The organism is Bacillus sp. MYb209, from assembly GCF_002975175.1.
GTDB lineage: Bacteria > Bacillota > Bacilli > Bacillales > Bacillaceae_G > Bacillus_A.
This window is the reverse complement of sequence record NZ_PCNZ01000001.1, coordinates 584,728-605,460: the sequence shown is the minus strand read 5'-3', so window position 1 is coordinate 605,460 and position 20,733 is coordinate 584,728. Positions and strand designations below refer to the sequence as shown.

General features: G+C 36.4%; 23 protein-coding genes and 1 other annotated feature. Of the genes, 14 read left to right on the top strand and 9 right to left on the bottom strand.

Annotated features, from left to right (window positions below; all coding sequences use genetic code 11):
- Positions 1-63: 63 nt before the first annotated feature.
- The gene (locus CQZ94_RS03370) at positions 64-555 is read right to left on the bottom strand and encodes a YajQ family cyclic di-GMP-binding protein (protein WP_002116984.1); all 492 of its coding nucleotides are present in this window, start codon (positions 553-555) and stop codon (positions 64-66) included.
- Positions 556-800: 245 nt separating this feature from the next.
- Here CQZ94_RS03370 and CQZ94_RS03365 point away from each other — a divergent pair, with 245 nt between their 5' ends.
- The 3 genes from CQZ94_RS03365 (at position 801) to CQZ94_RS03355 (ending at position 2,856) form a co-directional block, all read left to right on the top strand.
- On the top strand, positions 801-1,655 hold the full coding sequence (locus CQZ94_RS03365) for a CvfB family protein (RefSeq protein WP_105584274.1): 855 nt from the start codon (positions 801-803) through the stop codon (positions 1,653-1,655).
- Positions 1,656-1,847: 192 nt separating this feature from the next.
- Positions 1,848-2,543, top strand: coding sequence for a hypothetical protein (locus CQZ94_RS03360; RefSeq protein WP_105584273.1), 696 nt, complete (start codon positions 1,848-1,850; stop codon positions 2,541-2,543).
- A 49-nt stretch (positions 2,544-2,592) separates the two neighbouring features.
- Entirely contained in the window at positions 2,593-2,856 is a 264-nt protein-coding gene (locus tag CQZ94_RS03355) for a hypothetical protein (RefSeq protein WP_105584272.1), read from the top strand.
- 127 nt (positions 2,857-2,983) lie between these two features.
- Here the strand turns inward: CQZ94_RS03355 and prsA are convergent, their stop codons facing one another.
- Both prsA and CQZ94_RS03345 read right to left on the bottom strand, forming a co-directional pair.
- Positions 2,984-3,829: a peptidylprolyl isomerase PrsA gene (prsA, locus tag CQZ94_RS03350; protein ID WP_105584271.1), complete on the bottom strand. Its 846-nt coding sequence runs from the start codon at positions 3,827-3,829 to the stop codon at positions 2,984-2,986.
- Between the two features lie 130 nt (positions 3,830-3,959).
- Positions 3,960-4,091, bottom strand: a complete 132-nt coding sequence (locus tag CQZ94_RS03345; RefSeq protein WP_001120851.1) for a DUF3941 domain-containing protein — start codon at positions 4,089-4,091, stop codon at positions 3,960-3,962.
- A gap of 100 nt (positions 4,092-4,191) precedes the next feature.
- Here CQZ94_RS03345 and CQZ94_RS03340 point away from each other — a divergent pair, with 100 nt between their 5' ends.
- Positions 4,192-5,049, top strand: coding sequence for a YitT family protein (locus tag CQZ94_RS03340; protein WP_142395737.1), 858 nt, complete (start codon positions 4,192-4,194; stop codon positions 5,047-5,049).
- Between the two features lie 26 nt (positions 5,050-5,075).
- Here CQZ94_RS03340 and CQZ94_RS03335 read toward each other — a convergent pair whose 3' ends face one another.
- The 3 genes from CQZ94_RS03335 to CQZ94_RS03325 all read right to left on the bottom strand — a co-directional run bounded on the left by CQZ94_RS03335 (position 5,076) and on the right by CQZ94_RS03325 (position 6,328).
- Positions 5,076-5,273, bottom strand: a complete 198-nt coding sequence (locus CQZ94_RS03335) for a DUF3813 domain-containing protein (protein WP_098778083.1) — start codon at positions 5,271-5,273, stop codon at positions 5,076-5,078.
- Positions 5,274-5,414, bottom strand: a complete 141-nt coding sequence (locus tag CQZ94_RS03330) for a hypothetical protein (RefSeq protein WP_002170819.1) — start codon at positions 5,412-5,414, stop codon at positions 5,274-5,276. It lies immediately after the preceding gene.
- Positions 5,415-5,518: 104 nt separating this feature from the next.
- Positions 5,519-6,328 carry a Cof-type HAD-IIB family hydrolase gene (locus CQZ94_RS03325; RefSeq protein ID WP_105584269.1) on the bottom strand — a complete coding sequence of 270 codons (810 nt, stop codon included), beginning with the start codon at positions 6,326-6,328 and terminating at the stop codon, positions 5,519-5,521.
- Positions 6,329-6,818: 490 nt separating this feature from the next.
- Between CQZ94_RS03325 and CQZ94_RS03315 the strand changes: the two genes are divergently transcribed.
- Positions 6,819-6,998: a YjzC family protein gene (locus CQZ94_RS03315; protein WP_002117000.1), complete on the top strand. Its 180-nt coding sequence runs from the start codon at positions 6,819-6,821 to the stop codon at positions 6,996-6,998.
- A gap of 172 nt (positions 6,999-7,170) precedes the next feature.
- Positions 7,171-9,771: an ATP-dependent chaperone ClpB gene (gene clpB / locus CQZ94_RS03310; protein ID WP_105584267.1), complete on the top strand. Its 2,601-nt coding sequence runs from the start codon at positions 7,171-7,173 to the stop codon at positions 9,769-9,771.
- A gap of 31 nt (positions 9,772-9,802) precedes the next feature.
- Here clpB and CQZ94_RS03305 read toward each other — a convergent pair whose 3' ends face one another.
- On the bottom strand, positions 9,803-9,985 hold the full coding sequence (locus CQZ94_RS03305) for a YjzD family protein (RefSeq protein ID WP_001211111.1): 183 nt from the start codon (positions 9,983-9,985) through the stop codon (positions 9,803-9,805).
- A gap of 156 nt (positions 9,986-10,141) precedes the next feature.
- Here CQZ94_RS03305 and CQZ94_RS03300 point away from each other — a divergent pair, with 156 nt between their 5' ends.
- The 7 genes from CQZ94_RS03300 to CQZ94_RS03270 all read left to right on the top strand — a co-directional run bounded on the left by CQZ94_RS03300 (position 10,142) and on the right by CQZ94_RS03270 (position 16,434).
- Entirely contained in the window at positions 10,142-10,876 is a 735-nt protein-coding gene (locus tag CQZ94_RS03300) for a lipase family protein (protein ID WP_105584266.1), read from the top strand.
- A 29-nt stretch (positions 10,877-10,905) separates the two neighbouring features.
- Positions 10,906-11,778, top strand: a complete 873-nt coding sequence (locus CQZ94_RS03295; protein WP_105584265.1) for an NAD-dependent epimerase/dehydratase family protein — start codon at positions 10,906-10,908, stop codon at positions 11,776-11,778.
- A 63-nt stretch (positions 11,779-11,841) separates the two neighbouring features.
- On the top strand, positions 11,842-12,018 hold the full coding sequence (locus CQZ94_RS03290; protein ID WP_002011319.1) for a ComZ family protein: 177 nt from the start codon (positions 11,842-11,844) through the stop codon (positions 12,016-12,018).
- A gap of 421 nt (positions 12,019-12,439) precedes the next feature.
- Positions 12,440-13,372: a beta-ketoacyl-ACP synthase III gene (fabH, locus tag CQZ94_RS03285; RefSeq protein ID WP_098499986.1), complete on the top strand. Its 933-nt coding sequence runs from the start codon at positions 12,440-12,442 to the stop codon at positions 13,370-13,372.
- Between the two features lie 31 nt (positions 13,373-13,403).
- Positions 13,404-14,642 (top strand): beta-ketoacyl-ACP synthase II, encoded by a 1,239-nt coding sequence (gene fabF, locus CQZ94_RS03280; RefSeq protein WP_105584264.1) that lies wholly within the window; start codon positions 13,404-13,406, stop codon positions 14,640-14,642.
- Between the two features lie 114 nt (positions 14,643-14,756).
- Positions 14,757-15,548: a DUF2268 domain-containing putative Zn-dependent protease gene (locus CQZ94_RS03275; RefSeq protein ID WP_105584263.1), complete on the top strand. Its 792-nt coding sequence runs from the start codon at positions 14,757-14,759 to the stop codon at positions 15,546-15,548.
- A gap of 139 nt (positions 15,549-15,687) precedes the next feature.
- Positions 15,688-16,434: a YjbA family protein gene (locus CQZ94_RS03270; protein WP_105584262.1), complete on the top strand. Its 747-nt coding sequence runs from the start codon at positions 15,688-15,690 to the stop codon at positions 16,432-16,434.
- Between the two features lie 508 nt (positions 16,435-16,942).
- Here the strand turns inward: CQZ94_RS03270 and trpS are convergent.
- Together trpS and CQZ94_RS03255 are read right to left on the bottom strand one after the other, a co-directional pair.
- Positions 16,943-17,932 (bottom strand): tryptophan--tRNA ligase, encoded by a 990-nt coding sequence (gene trpS, locus CQZ94_RS03260; RefSeq protein WP_105584260.1) that lies wholly within the window; start codon positions 17,930-17,932, stop codon positions 16,943-16,945.
- A gap of 74 nt (positions 17,933-18,006) precedes the next feature.
- Positions 18,007-18,224: a binding site (T-box leader), on the bottom strand.
- A gap of 105 nt (positions 18,225-18,329) precedes the next feature.
- Complete coding sequence (locus CQZ94_RS03255; RefSeq protein ID WP_098778092.1) at positions 18,330-18,710, bottom strand: DUF3899 domain-containing protein; 381 nt, start codon at positions 18,708-18,710, stop codon at positions 18,330-18,332.
- Positions 18,711-19,029: 319 nt separating this feature from the next.
- Here CQZ94_RS03255 and CQZ94_RS03245 point away from each other — a divergent pair, with 319 nt between their 5' ends.
- Positions 19,030-20,685 carry a peptide ABC transporter substrate-binding protein gene (locus CQZ94_RS03245; protein WP_105584259.1) on the top strand — a complete coding sequence of 552 codons (1,656 nt, stop codon included), beginning with the start codon at positions 19,030-19,032 and terminating at the stop codon, positions 20,683-20,685.
- Positions 20,686-20,733 lie beyond the last annotated feature (48 nt).

The window sequence follows — 20,733 nt, the reverse complement described above, 5'->3', positions numbered from 1 at the left end:
CAGCCTAGAATATTGCATCTCTTAATAAGTAGAAAACCTCCTCTGAATAGAGGAGGTTTCTTTTTAGCGGTAGTTAATGAACTGTACGTCGATTGGTAAGTCCACACTGCGAACTGCTGCGATTACTGCTTGTAAGTCATCACGGCTTTTCGCTGTTACACGTACTTGGTCATCTTGTACTTGTGTTTTCACTTTTAATTTCATTTCTTTAATGATGTTGTTGATTTTTTTCGCGTTATCTTTATCGATACCTTGTTGCAGAGTTGCACGTTGGCGAACAGTGTTACCAGATGCAGCTTCAACTTTTCCGTAGTCCAAGTTTTTAATTGGAACGTTACGTTTTACAAGCTTAGAAATTAGAACGTCTTTTACTTGGTCTAATTTGAACTCGTCATCAGAAGTTAAAACAAGTACTTCTTTTTCTAATTTAATATCACTTTTACTACCTTTAAAGTCATATCGGTTTTGGATTTCCTTTAATGCGATGTTAATTGCGTTTGTTACTTCAGGTAATTCTACTTTCGAAACGATGTCAAAAGAACTGTCTTTTGCCATAGTTAGCACCTCCAAATAAATTTAATATCTTTTTACGTCTAAGCCAAGATATGTACTGTCCATATTAAAGTATAGCGGAAAACGTATTAAGACTTAAGGGTTTTATGTACATATTAATGAAACCTCACTTTATTATAGTGAATTTTGGGCAGTTGGACAAATAAAGGAAAAATCGTGTTATAATTAACTTTTGTTTGGAATGATAAAAAAGATAACTTTATATATATAGAAGGGAATTAAAAAATATGTATTTGCAATTAGGATCGATTGAACAGGTAACTGTTTTACGCGAAACGGAAATCGGATATATGGTTGGAAACGAAGAGGAAGAAATCTTCCTACATAAAAACGAATTAGCTGGAGAAATTGAAGAAGGCGATACGATTGATGTGTTCTTATACCTTGATCACCAAAATCGTATTTCAGCAACAATGAAGGAACCAATTATTACAACACATGATTGGAATTGGGTAAAGGTTGTAGAAGTTATTCCTAGTTTAGGTGTGTTTGTTGATATTGGTGTATCAAAAGATATACTAATTCCACTTGATGAGTTTCCAATTTATATGCCAGTTTGGCCTGAAGAAGGCGACGAATTATATTGTACGTTAAAATTAACGAATCGTGATCGTTTAATTGCTCTTCCGGCAAGAGACAGTGATATGCAAGAAATTATCGTAGATGCAACGCCATCTATGCGTAATAAAAACGTAAATGGACGTGTGTATCGCTCACTTCAAGTTGGTTCATTCATACTAACTGACGAGCATTTCCGTGCTTTCTTACACCATACAGAAAGAAAAGAACAGGTCCGCATTGGTGAGCGCATAACAGGTCGTATTATTGACGTGAAAGACGACGGTACAATTAACATTTCACTTCTTCCTCGTAAAGAAGAAGGAATGGAAGATGATGCTGCAGTACTTTATGAATATATGGAAGAACGAGGCGGAGCAATGCCGTTTTGGGATAAGAGCAGCCCAGAAGATATTAAAGAACGTTTCAACATGAGTAAAGCTGCATTTAAGCGTGCACTTGGTAAAATGATGAAAGAAGAAAAGATTTACCAAGAAGAAGGCTGGACTTACTTTAAGAAATAAAGTGAATTAGAAAGAACTATCTTTTCTCTAAGTTTATTAGGGGAGGGGTAGTTCTTTTTGCGTTCAGGAAAAATTGACAGTGGGAGTAAGAACACCAGTGGAAGAGGAATATTTTAAAGGGTATAGATAGGTATATCTACATGGAAGAGAGCTTGAGTTTACTTTTTAATTGAAAAGAAAGGAGGTGTGCATATGAAATTTTATAACGCTGGATACCTCATAATTTCCTACGATAGGGAACTTATCTATAAAGAATGCAATATTGAGGGGCTATCACAAACGATTTTAACAATATGTAATGGGGTTCGACCTACATTTCCGGATTATTGGTTTTTTCCTTGGTGTAATTCAAATGAAAATGACCCTATTGCTCAGATGATAAATGTAAGGTTAAAGATTAGTACAGAGGAGCATGAAAGTGGACAATCTTTTTTAGATACATTAATGCGAGAAAAAAAGTTCGCATGGCCGAATACTTTTAAATCTTTAAAGGATGCGCGATTTTTTAAGCGGAATTATTTAAAGGGAATAGAAAATCTGGAGATTATTAGTTTGTATCTTTCAGAAGAGTATCGGACGGATTTCTTAATGAATGAGCGAGAAGAAAATGATTTTGAAGTTTCCATATATGATTTTCTTGAAAAATCATTGCCGTTTTGTGTTGAGAACGATGAAATATTAGGATTTGATATATGTGGTTTTAGTAACAATAATTTTTATTCTTTTATTCATAATAATTTACAAGAGGATTTTGGTAAGAAATTAAATGAATTATCACTTGTTGATAATTATGAAGATGCAAAGCAGATTATCCATTTAATTGATGATGGGGAAATTGAGGTAGAAGAGGTATTGTGGTATCCGTGGTTAATTATGAAGTGCATATAATCTGTTAAAGAAAGAGGTATAAGCATTGGATTAAAAGGGAGGCATGATAGTGCAAGATAATGTACTGGAACAATTAATAGAGCGCCTTTCAGTACTATCGCCTGAAAAAGAACGTGAAATAGTAGCCATGGATTTAAATGATATATATGAGAGTAGTCAAAGCTTCGAAAAATTGCTTGAGAATATGATGAATTCTCAGCAAAATAAAGACGATTTAATAGATATGTTAATCGAAGTAGAGGTAGAACTAAATCACATCAATTGGCATTATAAAAGCTTGAAGAAAAAGCTAAAAGTATTAATGAAAGAATAAAAGAAGGAGCTGCTTGAACAGCCTCCTTCTTTATATTGTCATTTTTTGTAGGTAAATCGATATAATTTCATTTATCATCATGCATACTGTTTAAAAAGTTTGCACCCTCGTTTTTTATTTCCCTTTCTCAAAAAAGATGAGAAAATGTATCTTTCAAATCACTATCATTTATTTTAATATCCGCCTTTTTTAATTCACCTTGTAATAATTTTTGACCGAAGGAAGGGTCGGCAATACGTTCTTCTTCTAAGTCTTTGCGTATTGAGTCTTTCACTTCATCGTAAGGTTTTAAATCTTTTTTATCAGTTAGTTTAATAATGTGATAGCCGTTTGGTGATTTTACGGGATTGCTAATTTGGCCGGGCTTTAATTTGTAGGCAGCTTTTTCAAATTCAGGTGTCATTTTGCCTGCCCCGAAGTATCCGAGGTCTCCGCCATTATCTTTTGATGCGAAATCTTGAGATTCTTGTTTTGCTAATTCTTCAAATGAAGTGCCGGTATCTAATTTCTTCTTTATTTCTTTCGCTTCATTTTCGTTACTTACTAAAATGTGACTAGCTTTAATTTCTGGTTTATAGTGGTCTTTCACATCTTTTTCTGTAACGCTTTGTTTAATCGCTTCATTCAATGCAAGTTTGAATTTAATTTGATTTTTGAAATCTTCTTCATCTTTTAAACGATTATTTTCTAGTGTTGCTTTGAATTGTTCTCCATATTGCTTTTTTGCTTTTTCTACTTCTTTATCTACTGCATCATCAGATACTTTATATTTTTTAGTAATAACATCTTGTGCTACCATTTCGTATAGCGTGTCTTTTCCGTATCGATCTTTCAATTGTTTTTCGAAATCGCTCTTCGTAATGGTTGAGTTTGTTGTTGTAGCGATTGTGGCCGAGTCATTTTTTTGTCCGCAAGCAGATAGCATTAATATACTTATTAGTGCAGTGATAATGAATATACTTTTTCCTCTCATGCTAACACCTCATCTGAATATGTTATCGCTATTGTAGAATATAGAAGTGAACATGAAGTGAATTTTCAATGTTTTTTCCCTGTAAAATGTAAAAAAAGTACATCAACATTAACGTTGATGTACGATGTAATCAAAGGTGATCAGTTTTCTTAGAATATGCACGTTTTCCTTGCTGAATATTTTTTTGCTCTTGTTCATTTTTTTGAGTGCGCTTTGCATTATTGTCGCGCGCTTTTTTGTCGTTATCGCTCGTATGTGGCATATGTATCAACTCCATTTCTAAACGTTGTATGTTTATCATTTCCTTTTTCGTAAAGACTATGTATAGCGGTACATTCATGAATACTAAAGGTGGATTAGAAATGGATTTGAAGCTGAATTATACTGAACTTATTAAGAAGTTAGTCGTTGTAATTATTGCGGGTTTATTAAATGCGATTGGGATGAATTTATTTTTAACACCAGCGAAAGTGTATGCGAGTGGTTTTGCTGGATTGTCTCAATTATTATCACAAATATTAGGTGACTTTTTATCTATTCATATATCGACGGGGGTGTTGTTTAGTTTATTTAATATTCCTGTCGTTATTTTAGCGTGGAAAAAGGTTGGGAAGGCTTTTACATTTTTTAGTTTTCTTTGCGTTATATTTATGACTCTGTTTTTAGAAATTATCCCAGTTAAAGCGGTTTCGGACGATATAATATTGAATGCGATGTTTGGTGGGGTTATTTCAGCAATCGGGGTAGGGATTGCTTTAAAGTGGGGCGCTTCTACAGGTGGCTTAGATATTATCGCTATGATTTTATCAAAGATAAAAGATAAACCTGTCGGTACATATTTTTTCTTCTTTAATGCAATTATCATTATCGCTGCTGGTTACGTATATGGATGGGAAAAAGCATTATATACTTTGGTCACTTTGTATGTGTCAACGAGAATTATTGATGCGATTCATACACGTCATGTGAAAATTACGGCATTAATTGTTACAAAGAATGGGGCAGATGTGCGAAAAGCGATCCACTCTCGCTTAGTGAGAGGGATTACAACTATACCGGCAACAGGTGCTTATACAAATGAAAATAAAGAAATGTTAATGATTGTTATTACTCGTTACGAGTTGTACGAATTAGAGAGGGTTATTAAACAAGTGGACCCGTTTGCATTTACAAATGTACTGCAAACGGTCGGAGTGTTTGGATTGTTTCGAAAAGAGTAAAGAGGACCAAAGCTGGTCCTCTTTTTTTAATGCAAATTCGTAATGTTTTGCAATTGCTCCTGCATTTCACGTAGCTGAACTTTTTCAGCAGTTGAAGAGTTTGCATAAGCAGAGTGCAAAGAGTTTTTTGCTCTATAAACGAGTTCCTGTTGTTCAGCGCCACTTGAACAAGAAACGGCACTTGCAACAGCGTCTCTAGCTTGTTGGAATAGTAAGTTCCCCATTTAAACCCCTCCAAGAGAAGAGTTACTTCTTGCTTTTTCTGCCTCAGCTAATGTACCTCTGTACGGGAATCTTGCATCATGCTTCATAACAGCATCGGCTCCTTGCTGGATAAAACGTTTTGATTTGTTCTTTTTACCCATTCGAAAAACCTCCCTTTATTTAGCTGAAAACAATTGACGCGCTTCCGTGCGTCTAATAATAGTATGAGCAGTTTGCGGGAAACTATAAGTAGGGAATTTTTAGATTACAACCCAAGAACCTCTTCTAAATATAGGGCAATACCGTCTTCTTCATTTGTTAATGTTGTATGGTTTGCGAGTGATTTTAATTCAGGGATTGCATTTCCCATTGCAATTCCATGACCAGCAAATTCGATCATTTCAAAGTCGTTATCCTCGTCACCGAAAGCGATGATTCGCTCTTTTGGAATATTGTAATGACTTGAAATTTTTTGTAATCCGACAGCTTTATTTAGTCCGCTTTTCACAATTTCAATAATTGGCCAAGGCGCACCCCATTTTCTATGGTCGATTACTTCAGCGTGCATATCTGTTAAATGCTGACGAATTGCAGCAGAATGTCCGTCATGTGCGTCAATTAATAAGCAAGTTGGATGGTCGTTTAAAATATTTAATAAATCTCCTGTGAAAATCTTTGGAGAACCGAATTCAAAAATATGTTTTTTATCTTCATCAATTTCACGAACATACACATCATCCATGACTTCGGCATATACATTTTTCACGCCAAAATCAAAGCAAGCTCGGACGATTTCTTGCGCTGTTGAAAGTTCAAGAGGAGAGTGGTGTATGCCCCATTTTGAATCAAGAGGGTGATGCACATAAGCTCCATTGAAGTTTACGATAGGTGTATTAAGGCTAAGTTCTTTATAGTAATCGTAACTAGCGCGGAATGGACGCCCTGTTGAAATAACGACAATATGTCCTTGTTCTTTTGCTTTTGCAATTGTGTTTTTCGTTCTTGGAGAAATTATTTTGTTGTCTGTTAATAAAGTTCCGTCTAAGTCTAAAGCGATTAAATGTTGTTTGTTCATAATTTCACCTCTTATAATAATTTTTTTGTTTTTATCTGTATTTCCGTTTTTAATATGCAGAAATAAGAGGTTAGACTGGGTGAAACTACTGTAGATGGAAGTTTCACTATATATCCATCTTACGTCGCGAAGCGCTGTGGTGTCTACTATTTCTCGTTGGAAATTAGGAAAAGTCAACGTCTTTTTAGAAAGTTCAAACAATGTTTCTTTCATTATGTACAATTTGTGAAAAGGGTTACATTGTTTGAATGATGCGACTTATAATGAACATGTAATCTTCTCGTATATGTTTGACTCTCCTTTGGAACTGGCCTAAACTTAGGTTGGTTTCTTTTTTTCAACAAATATACCAATAATTCCTGCTTAAGCTTGTGTAATTATATATATGTACATGAGTAAACGGTAGTACTTGTTTCCTAAACATGACAGAAAAGCTTTCTTTTAAAATGGATATACTAATGAGGCAAGACGTCATGGAAGGAGAATGGAAATGGGACAAAATCGCAGGTTTCGTTCAGGGCAAAAGGCGCCAAATGATGGCATTTACGTAGAAATTGGTGAAACGGGAAGTATGGTGAAAGATCCACAAATGGTGAAATTAACTGCCGGGGAAAGGTTTCCAGAGAACGCAAATCATAACCGTCAGTGGACATATAAAAGAAAACCGTAACAGAAGCCGCAATCCTTATTGCGGCTTTTTTGATTAGGACAATGAATGTTACTTTTTTCTTTTTCCAATAATAAGTTTGAACTACATAAGCAAAATTATTGTATAAAAAAGTAAGTTGGCGTATAATTAAATCAAAGGTCAAAGAAAGTCAAACATTTGGAGGGCTGTAAAGATGGACTTAAATCAAATGACAACAAAAACACAGGAAGCGATTATGAGTGCTCAATCTTTAGCGGTAGCTCATCATCATCAAGAAGTAGATACTGTTCATCTATTGCTTACGTTATTAGAGCAGCAAGACGGATTAACAGTACGTATTTTTCAAAAAATGAATGTCGATATAGAAGCGTTAAAGCAAGGTGTAGAAAGTTTAATTAAGAAAAAGCCTTCTGTAACTGGAAGCGGGGCAGAGGCAGGGAAATTATATGTAACAGGTGCTTTGCAACAACTGCTTGTAAGAGCGGGAAAAGAAGCGGAGAAATTGCAAGATGATTACATTTCAGTCGAACATGTCTTGCTTGCTTTTTCTGAAGAAAAAGGCGATATAAATCAATTATTTACAAAATTTCATATTACGAAAGATAATTTATTACAGTCTTTAATGACAGTTCGGGGGAATCAAAGAGTGACTAGTCAAAATCCAGAAGCAACTTATGAAGCGTTAGAAAAATATGGCCGTGATTTAGTGGCTGAAGTAAGAGCGGGGAAAATTGATCCTGTAATCGGCCGAGATAGTGAAATTCGCCGCGTGATCCGCATTCTTTCACGCAAAACGAAAAATAACCCCGTTTTAATCGGAGAACCAGGTGTTGGTAAAACAGCAATCGTTGAAGGATTAGCACAGCGTATTGTGAAAAAAGATGTCCCAGAAGGATTAAAAGATAGAACAATTTTCGCTTTAGATATGAGTGCACTTGTGGCCGGAGCAAAATTCCGCGGTGAGTTTGAAGAGCGTCTGCAAGCTGTATTAAATGAAATTAAAAAGAGTGAAGGCCGCATTTTATTATTCATTGATGAACTTCATACAATCGTCGGCGCTGGTAAAACAGAAGGGGCGATGGATGCAGGAAATATGTTAAAACCAATGCTAGCGCGTGGTGAACTGCATTGCATTGGAGCAACGACATTAGATGAATACCGTAAATATATTGAGAAAGATCCAGCGTTAGAAAGACGTTTCCAACAAGTACTAGCAGAAGAGCCAACTGTTGAGGATACAATTTCCATTTTACGTGGTTTAAAAGAGCGTTTTGAAATTTATCACGGTGTAAATATTCATGACCGCGCGATTGTAGCAGCATCTGTTTTATCAGATCGATATATTTCAGATCGTTTTCTACCAGATAAAGCAATTGATCTTGTTGATGAAGCTTGTGCAACAATTCGAACAGAAATTGATTCTATGCCAACAGAATTAGATGAAGTAACGCGCCGCATTATGCAGCTGGAAATTGAAGAAGCTGCTCTTGGGAAAGAAAAGGACTTAGGTAGTCAAGAGCGCCTAAAAACATTGCAACGTGAATTATCGGATTTAAAAGAAGTTGCAAGTAGTATGAGAGCGAAATGGGAGAAAGAAAAAGAAGACATTCATAAAGTACGTGACTTACGTGAACATTTAGAGCGCTTGCGCCGTGAGTTAGAAGAAGCAGAAGGAAATTACGATTTAAATAAAGCAGCTGAGCTTCGCCACGGGAAAATTCCAGCTATCGAAAAAGAGTTAAAAGAAGCGGAAGAGATGGGTGCACATAATAAACAAGAGAATCGTTTATTACGCGAGGAAGTAAGTGAAGAAGAAATTGCAGACATTGTTTCAAGGTGGACTGGTATTCCTGTCGCAAAACTCGTTGAAGGTGAACGTGAGAAATTATTACGTCTTGAACAAATTTTATCAGAGCGTGTTATCGGTCAAGAGGAAGCGGTAAGCCTTGTATCAGACGCAGTACTTCGTGCTCGCGCTGGCATTAAAGATCCGAATCGTCCAATTGGTTCATTCATTTTCTTAGGCCCTACAGGTGTTGGTAAAACTGAGCTTGCAAAAACGTTAGCACAAACGTTATTTGACAGTGAAGAGCAAATGATTCGTATCGATATGTCTGAGTATATGGAGAAACACGCAGTGTCACGCTTAATTGGTGCGCCTCCTGGATATGTTGGATATGAAGAGGGTGGACAATTAACAGAAGCAGTAAGACGTAAACCATATTCTGTTATTTTGTTAGATGAAATCGAAAAAGCACATCCAGAAGTATTCAACATTTTATTACAAATGTTAGACGATGGACGCATTACAGATTCACAAGGACGTACAGTAGACTTTAAAAATACGGTTATTATTATGACTTCAAATATTGGGTCTGCTCACTTATTAGAAGGACTAGAAGAAGATGGTTCTATTAAAGAAGAGTCAAGAGAACTTGTAATGGGACAATTAAGAGGACATTTCCGACCAGAATTCTTAAACCGTGTCGATGAAATTATTTTATTCAAACCTCTTACAAGGAATGAAATTAAAGGTATTGTTGATAAGATTGTACAAGAATTACAAGGGCGTTTAGCAGATCGCCACATATCATTAGAATTGACGGAATCTGCAAAAGAATTTGTTGTAGAAGCTGGATTCGATCCGATGTACGGAGCTCGTCCGTTAAAACGATACGTACAGCGTCAAGTTGAGACAAAATTAGCGAGAGAATTGATTGCAGGAACGATTACGGATAATAGTCACGTAGTTGTTGATGTTGAAAATAATGAATTAGTCGTTCATGTAAAGTAAAAAAAGAGTTCGGATAAAATCCGGACTCTTTTTAGTGTTGTTCTACTGGCTCGTTTGGAATCGCAGCTGCAATCGCTAATACTAATACCGCAAGAACAACTGAGAAAATAGACGCCTGGTTAAAATCGTATGTACCGCCAGTCATAGAGCCGATTACATAGCTCATCATATGTACAAGCGCGAACGACCAAATTAATGCCCAAATGAAACGCATATTTTACACCTCTATTCGTTCAATCTGTCCTTATTGTAACACAATTGAAAAAAGAATATAGAAAAATATTTGTAGATTTTCCAACGCAAATTTGCATTCTGTTCATACATTATAAAAGAGTACTTTTATACGTTTAGAAAATAAGGCGGGGGAAAAATGAGTATTACGGAACGTTTTTTTTATTTAGAAAAAGAACCATGTGTAATTTATTTACCGGAAAAGCCAAATGGATTTTCTGTTATGCTCCTAGGAGATTATAACTATTTTATTGAGAATGGTACAAGTTTATGGACACAGCATGCAGGGAGAGCTTATTTTTTACAGGGCCTTATTGAAAAAGGCTATACGGTCTTTTCATCTAACTTATACGGAAGGCATTGGGGGAACGATCGAGCTGTTCGTCTTGCAAAACGTTTGTATGATGTCGTTCTAAGAAAAGAGACATTGAATGCGAAAATGCACATTATGGCAGATGGTATGGGGGCGCTTGTAGCACTGGAGATGATGAACAAATACCCTGAATGTATACGTTCTGTCGTTATGTTAAATCCGTGTTTAGATTTACCAGAATATGTGGAGTTTGAGAAAGAGCATAAGTTTTTTTACAAAAGATTAGTGAAGGAATTAAGTTTGGCGTATGATTCCAAAGAAGAAGAATTAGAATCAAAAATAAATAAGAAATCATTTGCACTTCTTCCGTCTTGTGTACCTGTTAAAATTTTTGTCTCAACACAGGAAAAAAGAGGAAGAAAACAATTGTTACGTAAATACGAGAAAATGAGGCAATTAAATCAATGTGATACTTCTGTCTTATTCCATCTGCAAGATGTGAAATATAAAATGGTTAGACAAATGACTGATTTCTTTAAAAAATATGAAGAAGAATTGTGAAGCTCCCATATACATAAATGAGGAGCTATTTGTTTCAAGGGGAAAGGGTTGGTGGTATGAAACGCGTGCTGATTATAGGTGCACTTACGTTTGTAGGTTATCACCTTGTGAATAAAATGATTGCAGAAGAAGTAGAAGTATATGGTCTTGATTTTGATGAACTTGATAGTATGACAAAAATTAATGAAGAGAAATTATTGTTGATTGGGCGGAATGCGTTATTTACGTACTATTCTATAAGGGATGAAGACGGATGGCGATCGGTAGAGGAAGAGAGTTTCGATACGGTTTATTTTTGCTTGTATGAGCCGAATCAGCAAAGTGGATTTCGGAATGAAAGGGTCATATTACAATATTTAAAACGAATCGTAAGGATGTGTGAAAAAAATAAAGTAAAGTTAAATCTAATTTCTTCTATTGAAATAGGAAGCACTGAAGAATCCGAAAACAAACATCTATTTTCGAAAGTGGAAGAAGGGTTGAAAAAAGGCGAATTACAATATAGTGCATATCGAGTTCCTACATTATATGGGCCGTGGCAACCGTCGTTTATGATGTATCATCAGCTTATTTTATCAGAACTTGATGAAAAAGAGTGCCGTTGTATAAATGGAGAAATAGGAAGCGATTTACTTTACGTTGAAGATGTATGTGAATATTTATGGGAACATGGAATGAATGTAAAACACCTCGGTATATATAATTTACTTAGCGGAAAAGAAGCATTATGGGAAAAGGGTATGAGTCTTTTACATGCAGATGGTAAGGTAAATAAAAAAAATGTGGAAGTAAGAGATGAAGCTGTAGATGTTATTTCTATTCAAAAAAATACACCAGTAGAATTCGGTTTAAATAAACAATTGGCACATATGAAAAAATATAAAGAGTTATACGAAGGGTAGCGCGCGTGTTACACTATTGTATGGATAATTGATTGAAAGCTTTAATGGAGAGGAAGAGATTATATGAACGAAAAAAGTATGCAATTTTTACAAATCGCAATGAAGCATTTACCAGAAGCTAAGGCAATTTTAGATTCTAATGGAATTGCACTTGATATGGAGAAAGCACAGCCGGTGTTAGAGCTATTGATGAAAGTAATGGGCGAAGCATATGAGCTTGGGAAAGCGGATAAAGAATAAAACAAAACAAAATCAAACCCTTCTTTTTTGATGGGAGAGAGGCTCGAACCGTGGATAGAAGCGGTTGGGGCTTTTTTTAGTCTCAAGCGGAGTAAAACCAGAGAGATGATGAGGTTAAAGGAGAAGGTCTTAGTTTTGAAGGGAAAGCAGATAAAGAATAAAACTCTTCTTTTTTAGAGGGAAGAGAGGATCGAGCCGTGTGTAGAAGCGGTTTGGGCCTTTTTTGTTTCGAGCGGAGTAAGGGTATGGAATAATTTGTATTTTGAAAGGGCAGGAATTTTTCTGTTTCTTTTAATGAAAAATAAAGTTAGTAATACGCTGTCTTATTTTTTTAGCTGAAATATATTCTAGACAAAAGTACATTTATGTTTTAAAATTAGTACCAAGTCATAATAATTGATATAAAACGGAGGGCTGCAATGTGAACGTGGGCATTTTAGGGATCGGAAGATATGTGCCAGAAAAAGTAGTCACAAATCACGATTTAGAGAAAATCGTAGATACATCTGATGAATGGATTCGTACGAGAACGGGAATTGCAGAAAGACGCATTGCCGATGATACAATAGATACTTCATATATGGCGGTAGAGGCTTCTAAAAAAGCACTTGAAGATGCCGGGATTAGCGGAGAGGATATCGATCTTATTTTAGTGGCAACAGTAACGCCAGATCGCGCATTCCCAGCAGTAGCTTGTGTAATCCAAGAAGCAATTGGCGCAAAACACGCAGCCGCAATGGATTTAAGTGCAGCGTGTGCTGGCTTTATGTACGGAATGATTACAGCGCAGCAATTTATTCAAACGGGAACTTATAAAAATGTATTAGTAGTTGGTAGTGACAAACTATCTAAAATTGTAGACTGGAACGATCGAAATACAGCAGTACTATTTGGGGACGGAGCAGGTGCTATCGTAATGGGAGCTGTTTCGGAAGGAAAAGGTATACTTTCCTTTGAATTAGGAGCGGACGGAAGTGGCGGTAAGCATCTTTATCAAGACGAGTATGTTATGATGAACGGCAGAGAAGTCTTTAAATTTGCTGTTCGCCAACTTGGTGATTCCTGTCTTCGCGTGTTAGAAAAAGCGGGACTTACGAAAGAGGATGTGGACTTCTTAGTACCACATCAAGCGAATATTCGTATTATGGAATCTGCAAGAGAAAGATTAAATTTACCGAAAGAAAAAATGAGTATGACAATTGAAAAGTTTGGTAATACATCGGCTTCTTCAATTCCAATTGCAATGGTAGAGGAATTGCAAAATGGACGTATTCAAGATGGTGATTTAATTATACTAGTCGGTTTTGGCGGCGGGTTAACATGGGGAGCAGTAGCTCTTCGTTGGGGTAAATAAGGACTGAGAGAAAAAAAGGAGTGTATTTTGTATGGAAAAAAAGAGGGTCGTAATTACAGGGCTAGGAGCTGTTACACCGATCGGAACAGATGTTGAAACAGCTTGGGAAAACATTAAAAACGGTGTATCCGGAATCGGAAGACTTACAAGAATAGATTCAGAACAAATTCCTGCAAAAGTAGCAGCAGAAATTAACGACTTTGAAGTCGAAAAATATATAGATAAAAAAGAAGCGCGCCGTATGGACCGCTTTACGCAATATGCAGTAGCAGCAGCGAAAATGGCAGTTGCAGATGCGAAGCTTGAAATTACAGAAGAAAATGCACCACGCATTGGTGTATGGGTTGGTTCTGGTATTGGTGGTATGGAAACATACGAAGAACAATTTAAGATTTTTACTGAAAAAGGTCCGCGCCGCGTGAGCCCATTCTTCGTACCAATGATGATTCCAGATATGGCAGCAGGCCAAGTGTCAATCGCTACAGGAGCGAAAGGAATTAATACTTGCTCTGTAACAGCTTGTGCATCTGGAGCAAACTCAATTGGTGATGCGTTTAAAGTAATCCAGCGCGGTGATGCTGATGCGATGATAACAGGCGGAGCAGAAGCGCCATTAACAAGTATGGCATTCGCTGGGTTTAGTTCAGCGAAAGCATTAACATTCAATGAAGATCCAGCAACGGCTTGCCGCCCATTTGATAAAAACCGTAGTGGTTTCGTAATGGGTGAAGGATCAGGAATTCTTATTCTGGAAGAATTAGAGCACGCATTAGCACGTGGTGCTCACATTTATGCGGAAATTGCTGGTTATGGTGCAACTGGTGATGCGTTCCATATTACAATGCCTGCTCCTGGCGGTGAAGGCGGAGTTCGTGCGATGCGTCAAGCTTTAGCTGATGCAGGTCTAGAGCCAGAAGATATTGATTACATTAATGCACATGGTACAAGTACAGATGCAAATGAAAAGTATGAAACGATGGCAATTAAAGAAGCTTTCGGTGAGCATGCATATAAAGTAGCGATTAGCTCAACGAAATCAATGACAGGTCATTTATTAGGAGCAGCTGGTGCTGTTGAAGCGATCTTCTCTATTAAATCAATTACAGACGGAGTAATTCCTCCGACGATTAACTATGAAACACCAGATCCAGAATGTGATTTAGATTACGTACCAAATACAGCGAGACATCAAGAAGTGCGAGCTGTATTAAGTAATTCATTAGGATTCGGTGGTCATAACGCAGTATTAGTATTTAAAGTATATAAGTAATATGTACAATAAGGTGTCTTTTCGTAAAGTACTACGAAAAGACACCTTATTTATTTTTTATCACCTTTACGTTCCATTCTTTTTTGCATATACATAAGAAAAGGAGGGATGAAGGTGGGGGTTGTTGAAACGGCAGAATGGTTACATCTGTATTATGGACGTCCAGAGAAGCTTTGTGAGAAATTTACAAAGTATATTCCATTGCCAAAAGAGAGGCTGTATCGTTTTTTAATCTCTAAAGGTATGTATCGCCCAGTAATGCGGGGAGAGCGGGAAATTAAAGAATTAGAGAAAAAAGAAATTTGGAAAGAACTTAGCATGGAGTATGAAAAATTGAAAAGTTGGCTTAAAGGTCCAGATGTCCCTATCTTTATTTTATTATCAGATTCATATAATCGAACTGTACAAGATGAATATAACGGGAAGGCTGGTTTATCTATGCGTCACGTTATTTTCTTATTCGTATGTGGACGTAATTCAGTAGAGGAACTAAAAGCGTTATTAACGCATGAATACCACCATATATGTAGATTACATCAAATTGAGACGAAAGAAACAGAGTATACATTACTTGATACGATGATTATGGAAGGGTTAGCTGAGCAAGCTGTGTATGAAAGGTATACAGAAAAAAGGTGTGCACCGTGGACTACTTACATTTCAAAAGAAGATGCTATTTATTATTGGAGAAATTCAATACAAGAACGAATAGACGTAAAGAGAGGTACGAGGGAGCATGATGTTTTATTAAATGGACTGCACTCGTATCCGAAAATGCTTGGCTATGCACTTGGATTCCATATTGTAAAAGATTGTGTAGCTTTTGAAGGGGAAAATACACTGTCTTTATTATCTATAGATGCGAAGGAAATATTGAATAAAGCAAATACATTTCATGTTTCATAAAAAACAGGAGCGTTACCTCCTGTTTTTTATATTATAGAAGAAAAAATAATAATTAGAATATATTTCCTCAAGTGGAATAAAGTTAAGCAAAAATGAACATAATGATTGGTACAAACAGTAGTGAAGTGAGGGGTAGTGAATGTTATATCTGCATGATGTATGGGTAAATTGGTTTGAAGGTGAAGAAAATGGGTATAACGTTTGTCATTTTTACGAATGGCGGAAAGATGATACGATTGAGCTATTAGATCAAGTGCCATTATTAAAAGTAGATTCCACATTATATCATTACATCGAGAACGAATTATTAGAGCTTCCGCAAAAATTATTGGAAGACGTATATCATAAGGCTTATATTCGTAAAAATCACGAACGTTTGCAACAAGAATATTGTTTTGTAGTTACAGATGGAAAAGGAATTATTGCGATTGATTCAATCGGCTATAATGTGCCAATTAGAAAAAGTAGGCTTATACCTCGTCAAGAACAGATGGTATATGAGATGGTAGAAAATGTGCAAGCAGAAAAGTATGAGTTCCAAGTGGAAGAGATTGAAAAAGAACATCATATTTTATCGCCGTCACCTTTCATTATGAACGGCCTAACTCGTAAAGAAAGACAGTTAAAACAATTATTATTTATGGCGTTAGATCAATTACATACAACGAAAAATCCAGCTGAAATCCGCTATTGGTTCACAGAGTGGGATCCATCAGCATACGGAATGGTCCAACATATGGAGTTTGAAGATGTTTGGGTTAGACTTTATGATGAAGCGAAAACTGGATGGTCTGAGAAGCACGAGCAATTATGTGAGCGCCTTGTAAAAGGACAGCCGTTTTTTGAAAAGTTATGGGAAATGGAAAATGAGCAGAAGGTAAATTAAAAAAACCGCCAATTGGCGGTTTTTTTTATGGAGGCGGCAAGAATGTTCGGTGGCTTCGCGCCTTCCTGCGAGGCCAAAAGCGCCTCTACGTCAGGAGCTCCATCCCCCTCACATTCTAAGCGAGCCGCCTCTGCTTTTTATGATCTAGCTCCGGCTCCTAGCCCTTCGCGTATAAGAACCTTCCCCACGAGAAGGTAAAAAGCACCTTCTGTGGGAAAGAATCTTATCCGTCAGGGCTAAGCAGTCGCCTCCGCTTTATATGTAATCCAGCTCCAGCGGCAAGCTCTTCGTGTCTAAGAACCTTCCGCATAAGAAGGCAAAAAGCGCCTTTTATGCGAAAGAACCTTAGCCAGTCAGAGCTGAACGAGCCGCTTCCGCTTTATGTGTAATCCGGCTCCAGCGGCAAGAATGTTCGGTGGCTTCGCGCCTTCCTGCGAGGCAAAAAACGCCTCTACGTCAGGAGCTCCATCCCCCTCACATTCTAAGCGAGCCGCTTCCGCTTTTTATATTACCTACGTTTTCTGCTTAGTCCCATTGCGTTTTCTACTTTGCGTAGTTGTTTGAATGCAACACGGTTTGCTTTTTCGGCACCTTTGTCTAGAATTTCGTCTAGTTCTGGGGAGTTGATTAGTTCGTTATATTTGTCTTGGATTGGACGAATTGCTTCTACAACTACTTGTGCTAGGTCACCTTTGAAGTCGCCGTATCCTTTTCCTTCGTACATTGTTTCTATTTCTTCAACTGTTTTTCCAGAGAATGAAGAGTAAATTGTTAATAAGTTAGAGATTCCAGGTTTGTTTTCTTTGTCAAATTTCACGATACCTTCAGAGTCAGTTACGGCACTTTTAATTTTCTTTTCGATTGTTTTTGGCTCATCAAGCATACTGATCATTGATTTTGGGTTCGGATCAGATTTACTCATTTTTTTCGTAGGTTCTGTTAATGACATAACGCGAGCTCCTACTTTTGGAATACGAATTTCAGGCATTGTGAAGATTTCGCGGTAACGCTTGTTGAAACGCTCTGCTAGGTCGCGTGTTAATTCGATATGTTGCTTTTGGTCGTCACCAACTGGCACGATTTCTGTGTTGTAAAGTAAAATATCAGCAGCCATTAATGGTGGATATGTAAGTAATCCAGCTGGAACTGAATCTCTACCAGATGATTTGTCTTTATATTGTGTCATACGTTCTAATTCTCCAACGTATGCAACAGATTGCATAATCCATCCTAATTGAGCGTGTGCTGGTACTTCTGACTGTACAAATAAAGTAGCTTTTTCAGGATCGATGCCACATGCAACGTATAGCGCAGCAAGGCTGCGGATGTTTTTGCGAAGCCCTGCAGGGTCTTGAGGTACTGTAATCGCATGTTGGTTTACAATACAGAAATAACAGTCGTGTTCGTTTTGAAGCTCTGTAAATTGCTTCATAGCTCCTAAATAGTTTCCAAGTGTAATTGTTCCGCTTGGCTGAATACCAGAAAAGATAACTGACATAAGTAATTCCTCCTAAAATTGAATGTGCGATGGGGAAGAGAAGGCATACAAAAAAGCCCATTCATCCCAAATTACATAGGGACGAATGGACCGCGGTACCACCCTAATTATTTCACAGCTGTGAAATCTCTCAAGATCCATAATAACGTCTGGATATAACGCCAAAGCCTACTACTTTCGGTTCGGTTTGGTGCTCAAAAGCCCATTCCATACTGTACAATTACTTGTTCACACCAGCCACAAGCTCTCTGAAATTGCCTCAATATGTACTCTTCTTTATCATCGCATACATATAAATTTATTTATTGTTAACTGAGCCCTTTTAATATGAAAGAACTAAAGTTTTATAACAAAATGTTTTGCTGATTATTATATCATATGGAATAGTGTTTGCAAACTACATCAAAATAGTAAAGCTAATGAGGATCGAGAACAACCCAAGTACGATACCGGTAATACAAATCGGATACGTCCATTTGAATGAATATGTTTTATAAATACGTTCTTTCTTATCGATAGGTTCCTCTGCTTCTTCAATTAAAGAGTCAATTTTTTTATTCGTACCGAATACTCTTTGGAATGCGTAAATTGTTACGTTAAAAAATCCATTTTGAAATATGAATAAAAAACCACCTATAAGAATAAAAACCAATGCAATATAGAATGAGATGTTGACAAAATTCAACAAAAATTGAGATGAAACGAGGAATGCGCCCACACTAGAAGCGATTATCGCAACAAAAAATAGTATACAAGTATGAAAAAAAACTTTATTCAAAATATTCCCCTCCGTCAAAATATTACTAGAATTATTATACTATAAAAGTTATAATAAGTAATATAAATAATTTTTTGAAAATTATACGCAATTGAGGTTCTAATTTCAAGATGATGGTAGCAATGTTAACGTATCCCTTTACAAAAAATTAAAAATATAAACATTTTATTAAAAATTTTAACAAAAAAACAAAAAACTATATTCACAATCGTCATATTATATGTATAATGAAAATTGTAGAAACTTGGAGATTATTCTTTCAATTCTATTTTTCTACAAGTGAGGGTACAGGGAGTGCAATTAGGGGAGGCAACACAACATGAAGAAAAAGATACCGTTATTACTTGCATCAACTTTAACTGCAAGTATGTTGCTTGGCGCGTGTAGCTACCAGAAAGAGGACGCTAAAGCAAAAGGAAAAGAAAACACTACTAGTAGTAGTAACGGAAAACAGATTCTTAATTTAACAGAGTTATCTGAAATTCCATCAATGGATGCATCGTTAGCATCAGATTCTGCATCTTCAACAGCATTAAATAATACGATGGAAGGTTTATATCGTACTGGCAAAGATCAAAAGAGAATGCCTGGGATTGCTGAAGATGTCCAAAAGCTAGATGATGGGAAGAAATACATATTTAAATTAAGAAAAGATGCGAAATGGTCGAATGGGGAACCTGTAACAGCGAAAGACTTTGTGTATTCATGGAAAAGAGCAGTAAATCCAGATACAAAAGCGACGTATTCATACATTATGTTCGATATTAAAAATGCAGAAAAAATTCATAAAAGAGAATTACCTGCTGACCAATTAGGTGTAAAAGCGATTGATGATTATACATTAGAAGTAGAATTAGACAATCCCGTTCCTTACTTTATTGATTTAACAGTTTATCCAGTGTTTTACCCACTAAATGAAAACTTTGTGAAATCACAAGGTGATAAGTTTGGTTTAGAGGCAAATACAACATTATATAACGGGCCGTTCGTTATGAGTGATTGGAAACATGAACAAAGCTTCCAATTTAAGAAGAACCCATCATATTGGGATAACAAGACGGTTAAAATTGAAGAGATAAATTTCAATATTGTGAAAAATACATCAACTGATGTAAATTTATATGAGACAAATGCGATTGATCGTGCGGCTCTAACATCGGAATTTGTTGATAAATTTAGACAAACTCCAGAGTTCCAAACACGAAAAGAAGCTGGAGTTGCCTACTTAAGATTTAATCAAAATAATAAGTATTTGAGTAATAAAAACTTAAGAAAAGCAATTTCAATGTCCTTTGACCGTGATAACATTGCAAAAGTTATTTTAAACAACGGCGCAATTGGTGCTTACGGATTTGTTGGAAAAGATTTCGCTGAAGGTCCGAATAAAAAAGACTTCCGTGCTGAAAATGGGAAGCTAGTTGAAACGGATTCAAAAGAAGCGAAAAAACTTTGGGAAACAGCAAAGAAAGAGCTTGGCACTGATAAAATTGAACTAGAATTCTTAAGCTTCGATAATGAAGATGCGAAAAAAATTGGCGAATTCTTAAAAGGTGAGATGGAAAAGAACTTACCTGGTTTAACGATCAAAATTAAACAGCAGCCATTCGCGCAAAAAAATAAGTTAGAAGACTCTCAGGAATATGATATGGCGTTTGGTATTTGGGCTCCAGACTTCCCAGATCCAGTCTCATATTTAGATATGTTTGTTACGAATGGTTCACAAAATAAAACAGGATATTCTAATCCGAAATATGATGAGCTAATTCTAAAAGCAAAAACAGATACAAAAGATTTACAAGCTCGTTGGAACAACCTTTTAGAAGTAGAGAAAATATTAATTAAAGAGGATGCAGTTATTGCTCCGATCTTCCAAAAAGGTTCAGCATATGTGGTAAAAGGTGCCGTAAAAGATATTATCCCAATTAACTATGGTGGTAAATTAACTTACAAATGGGCATCTGTTGAACAAAAATAATCTTTTTTCCATCGTTTACAAGGGTATATGCCTATGATGGGCATATGC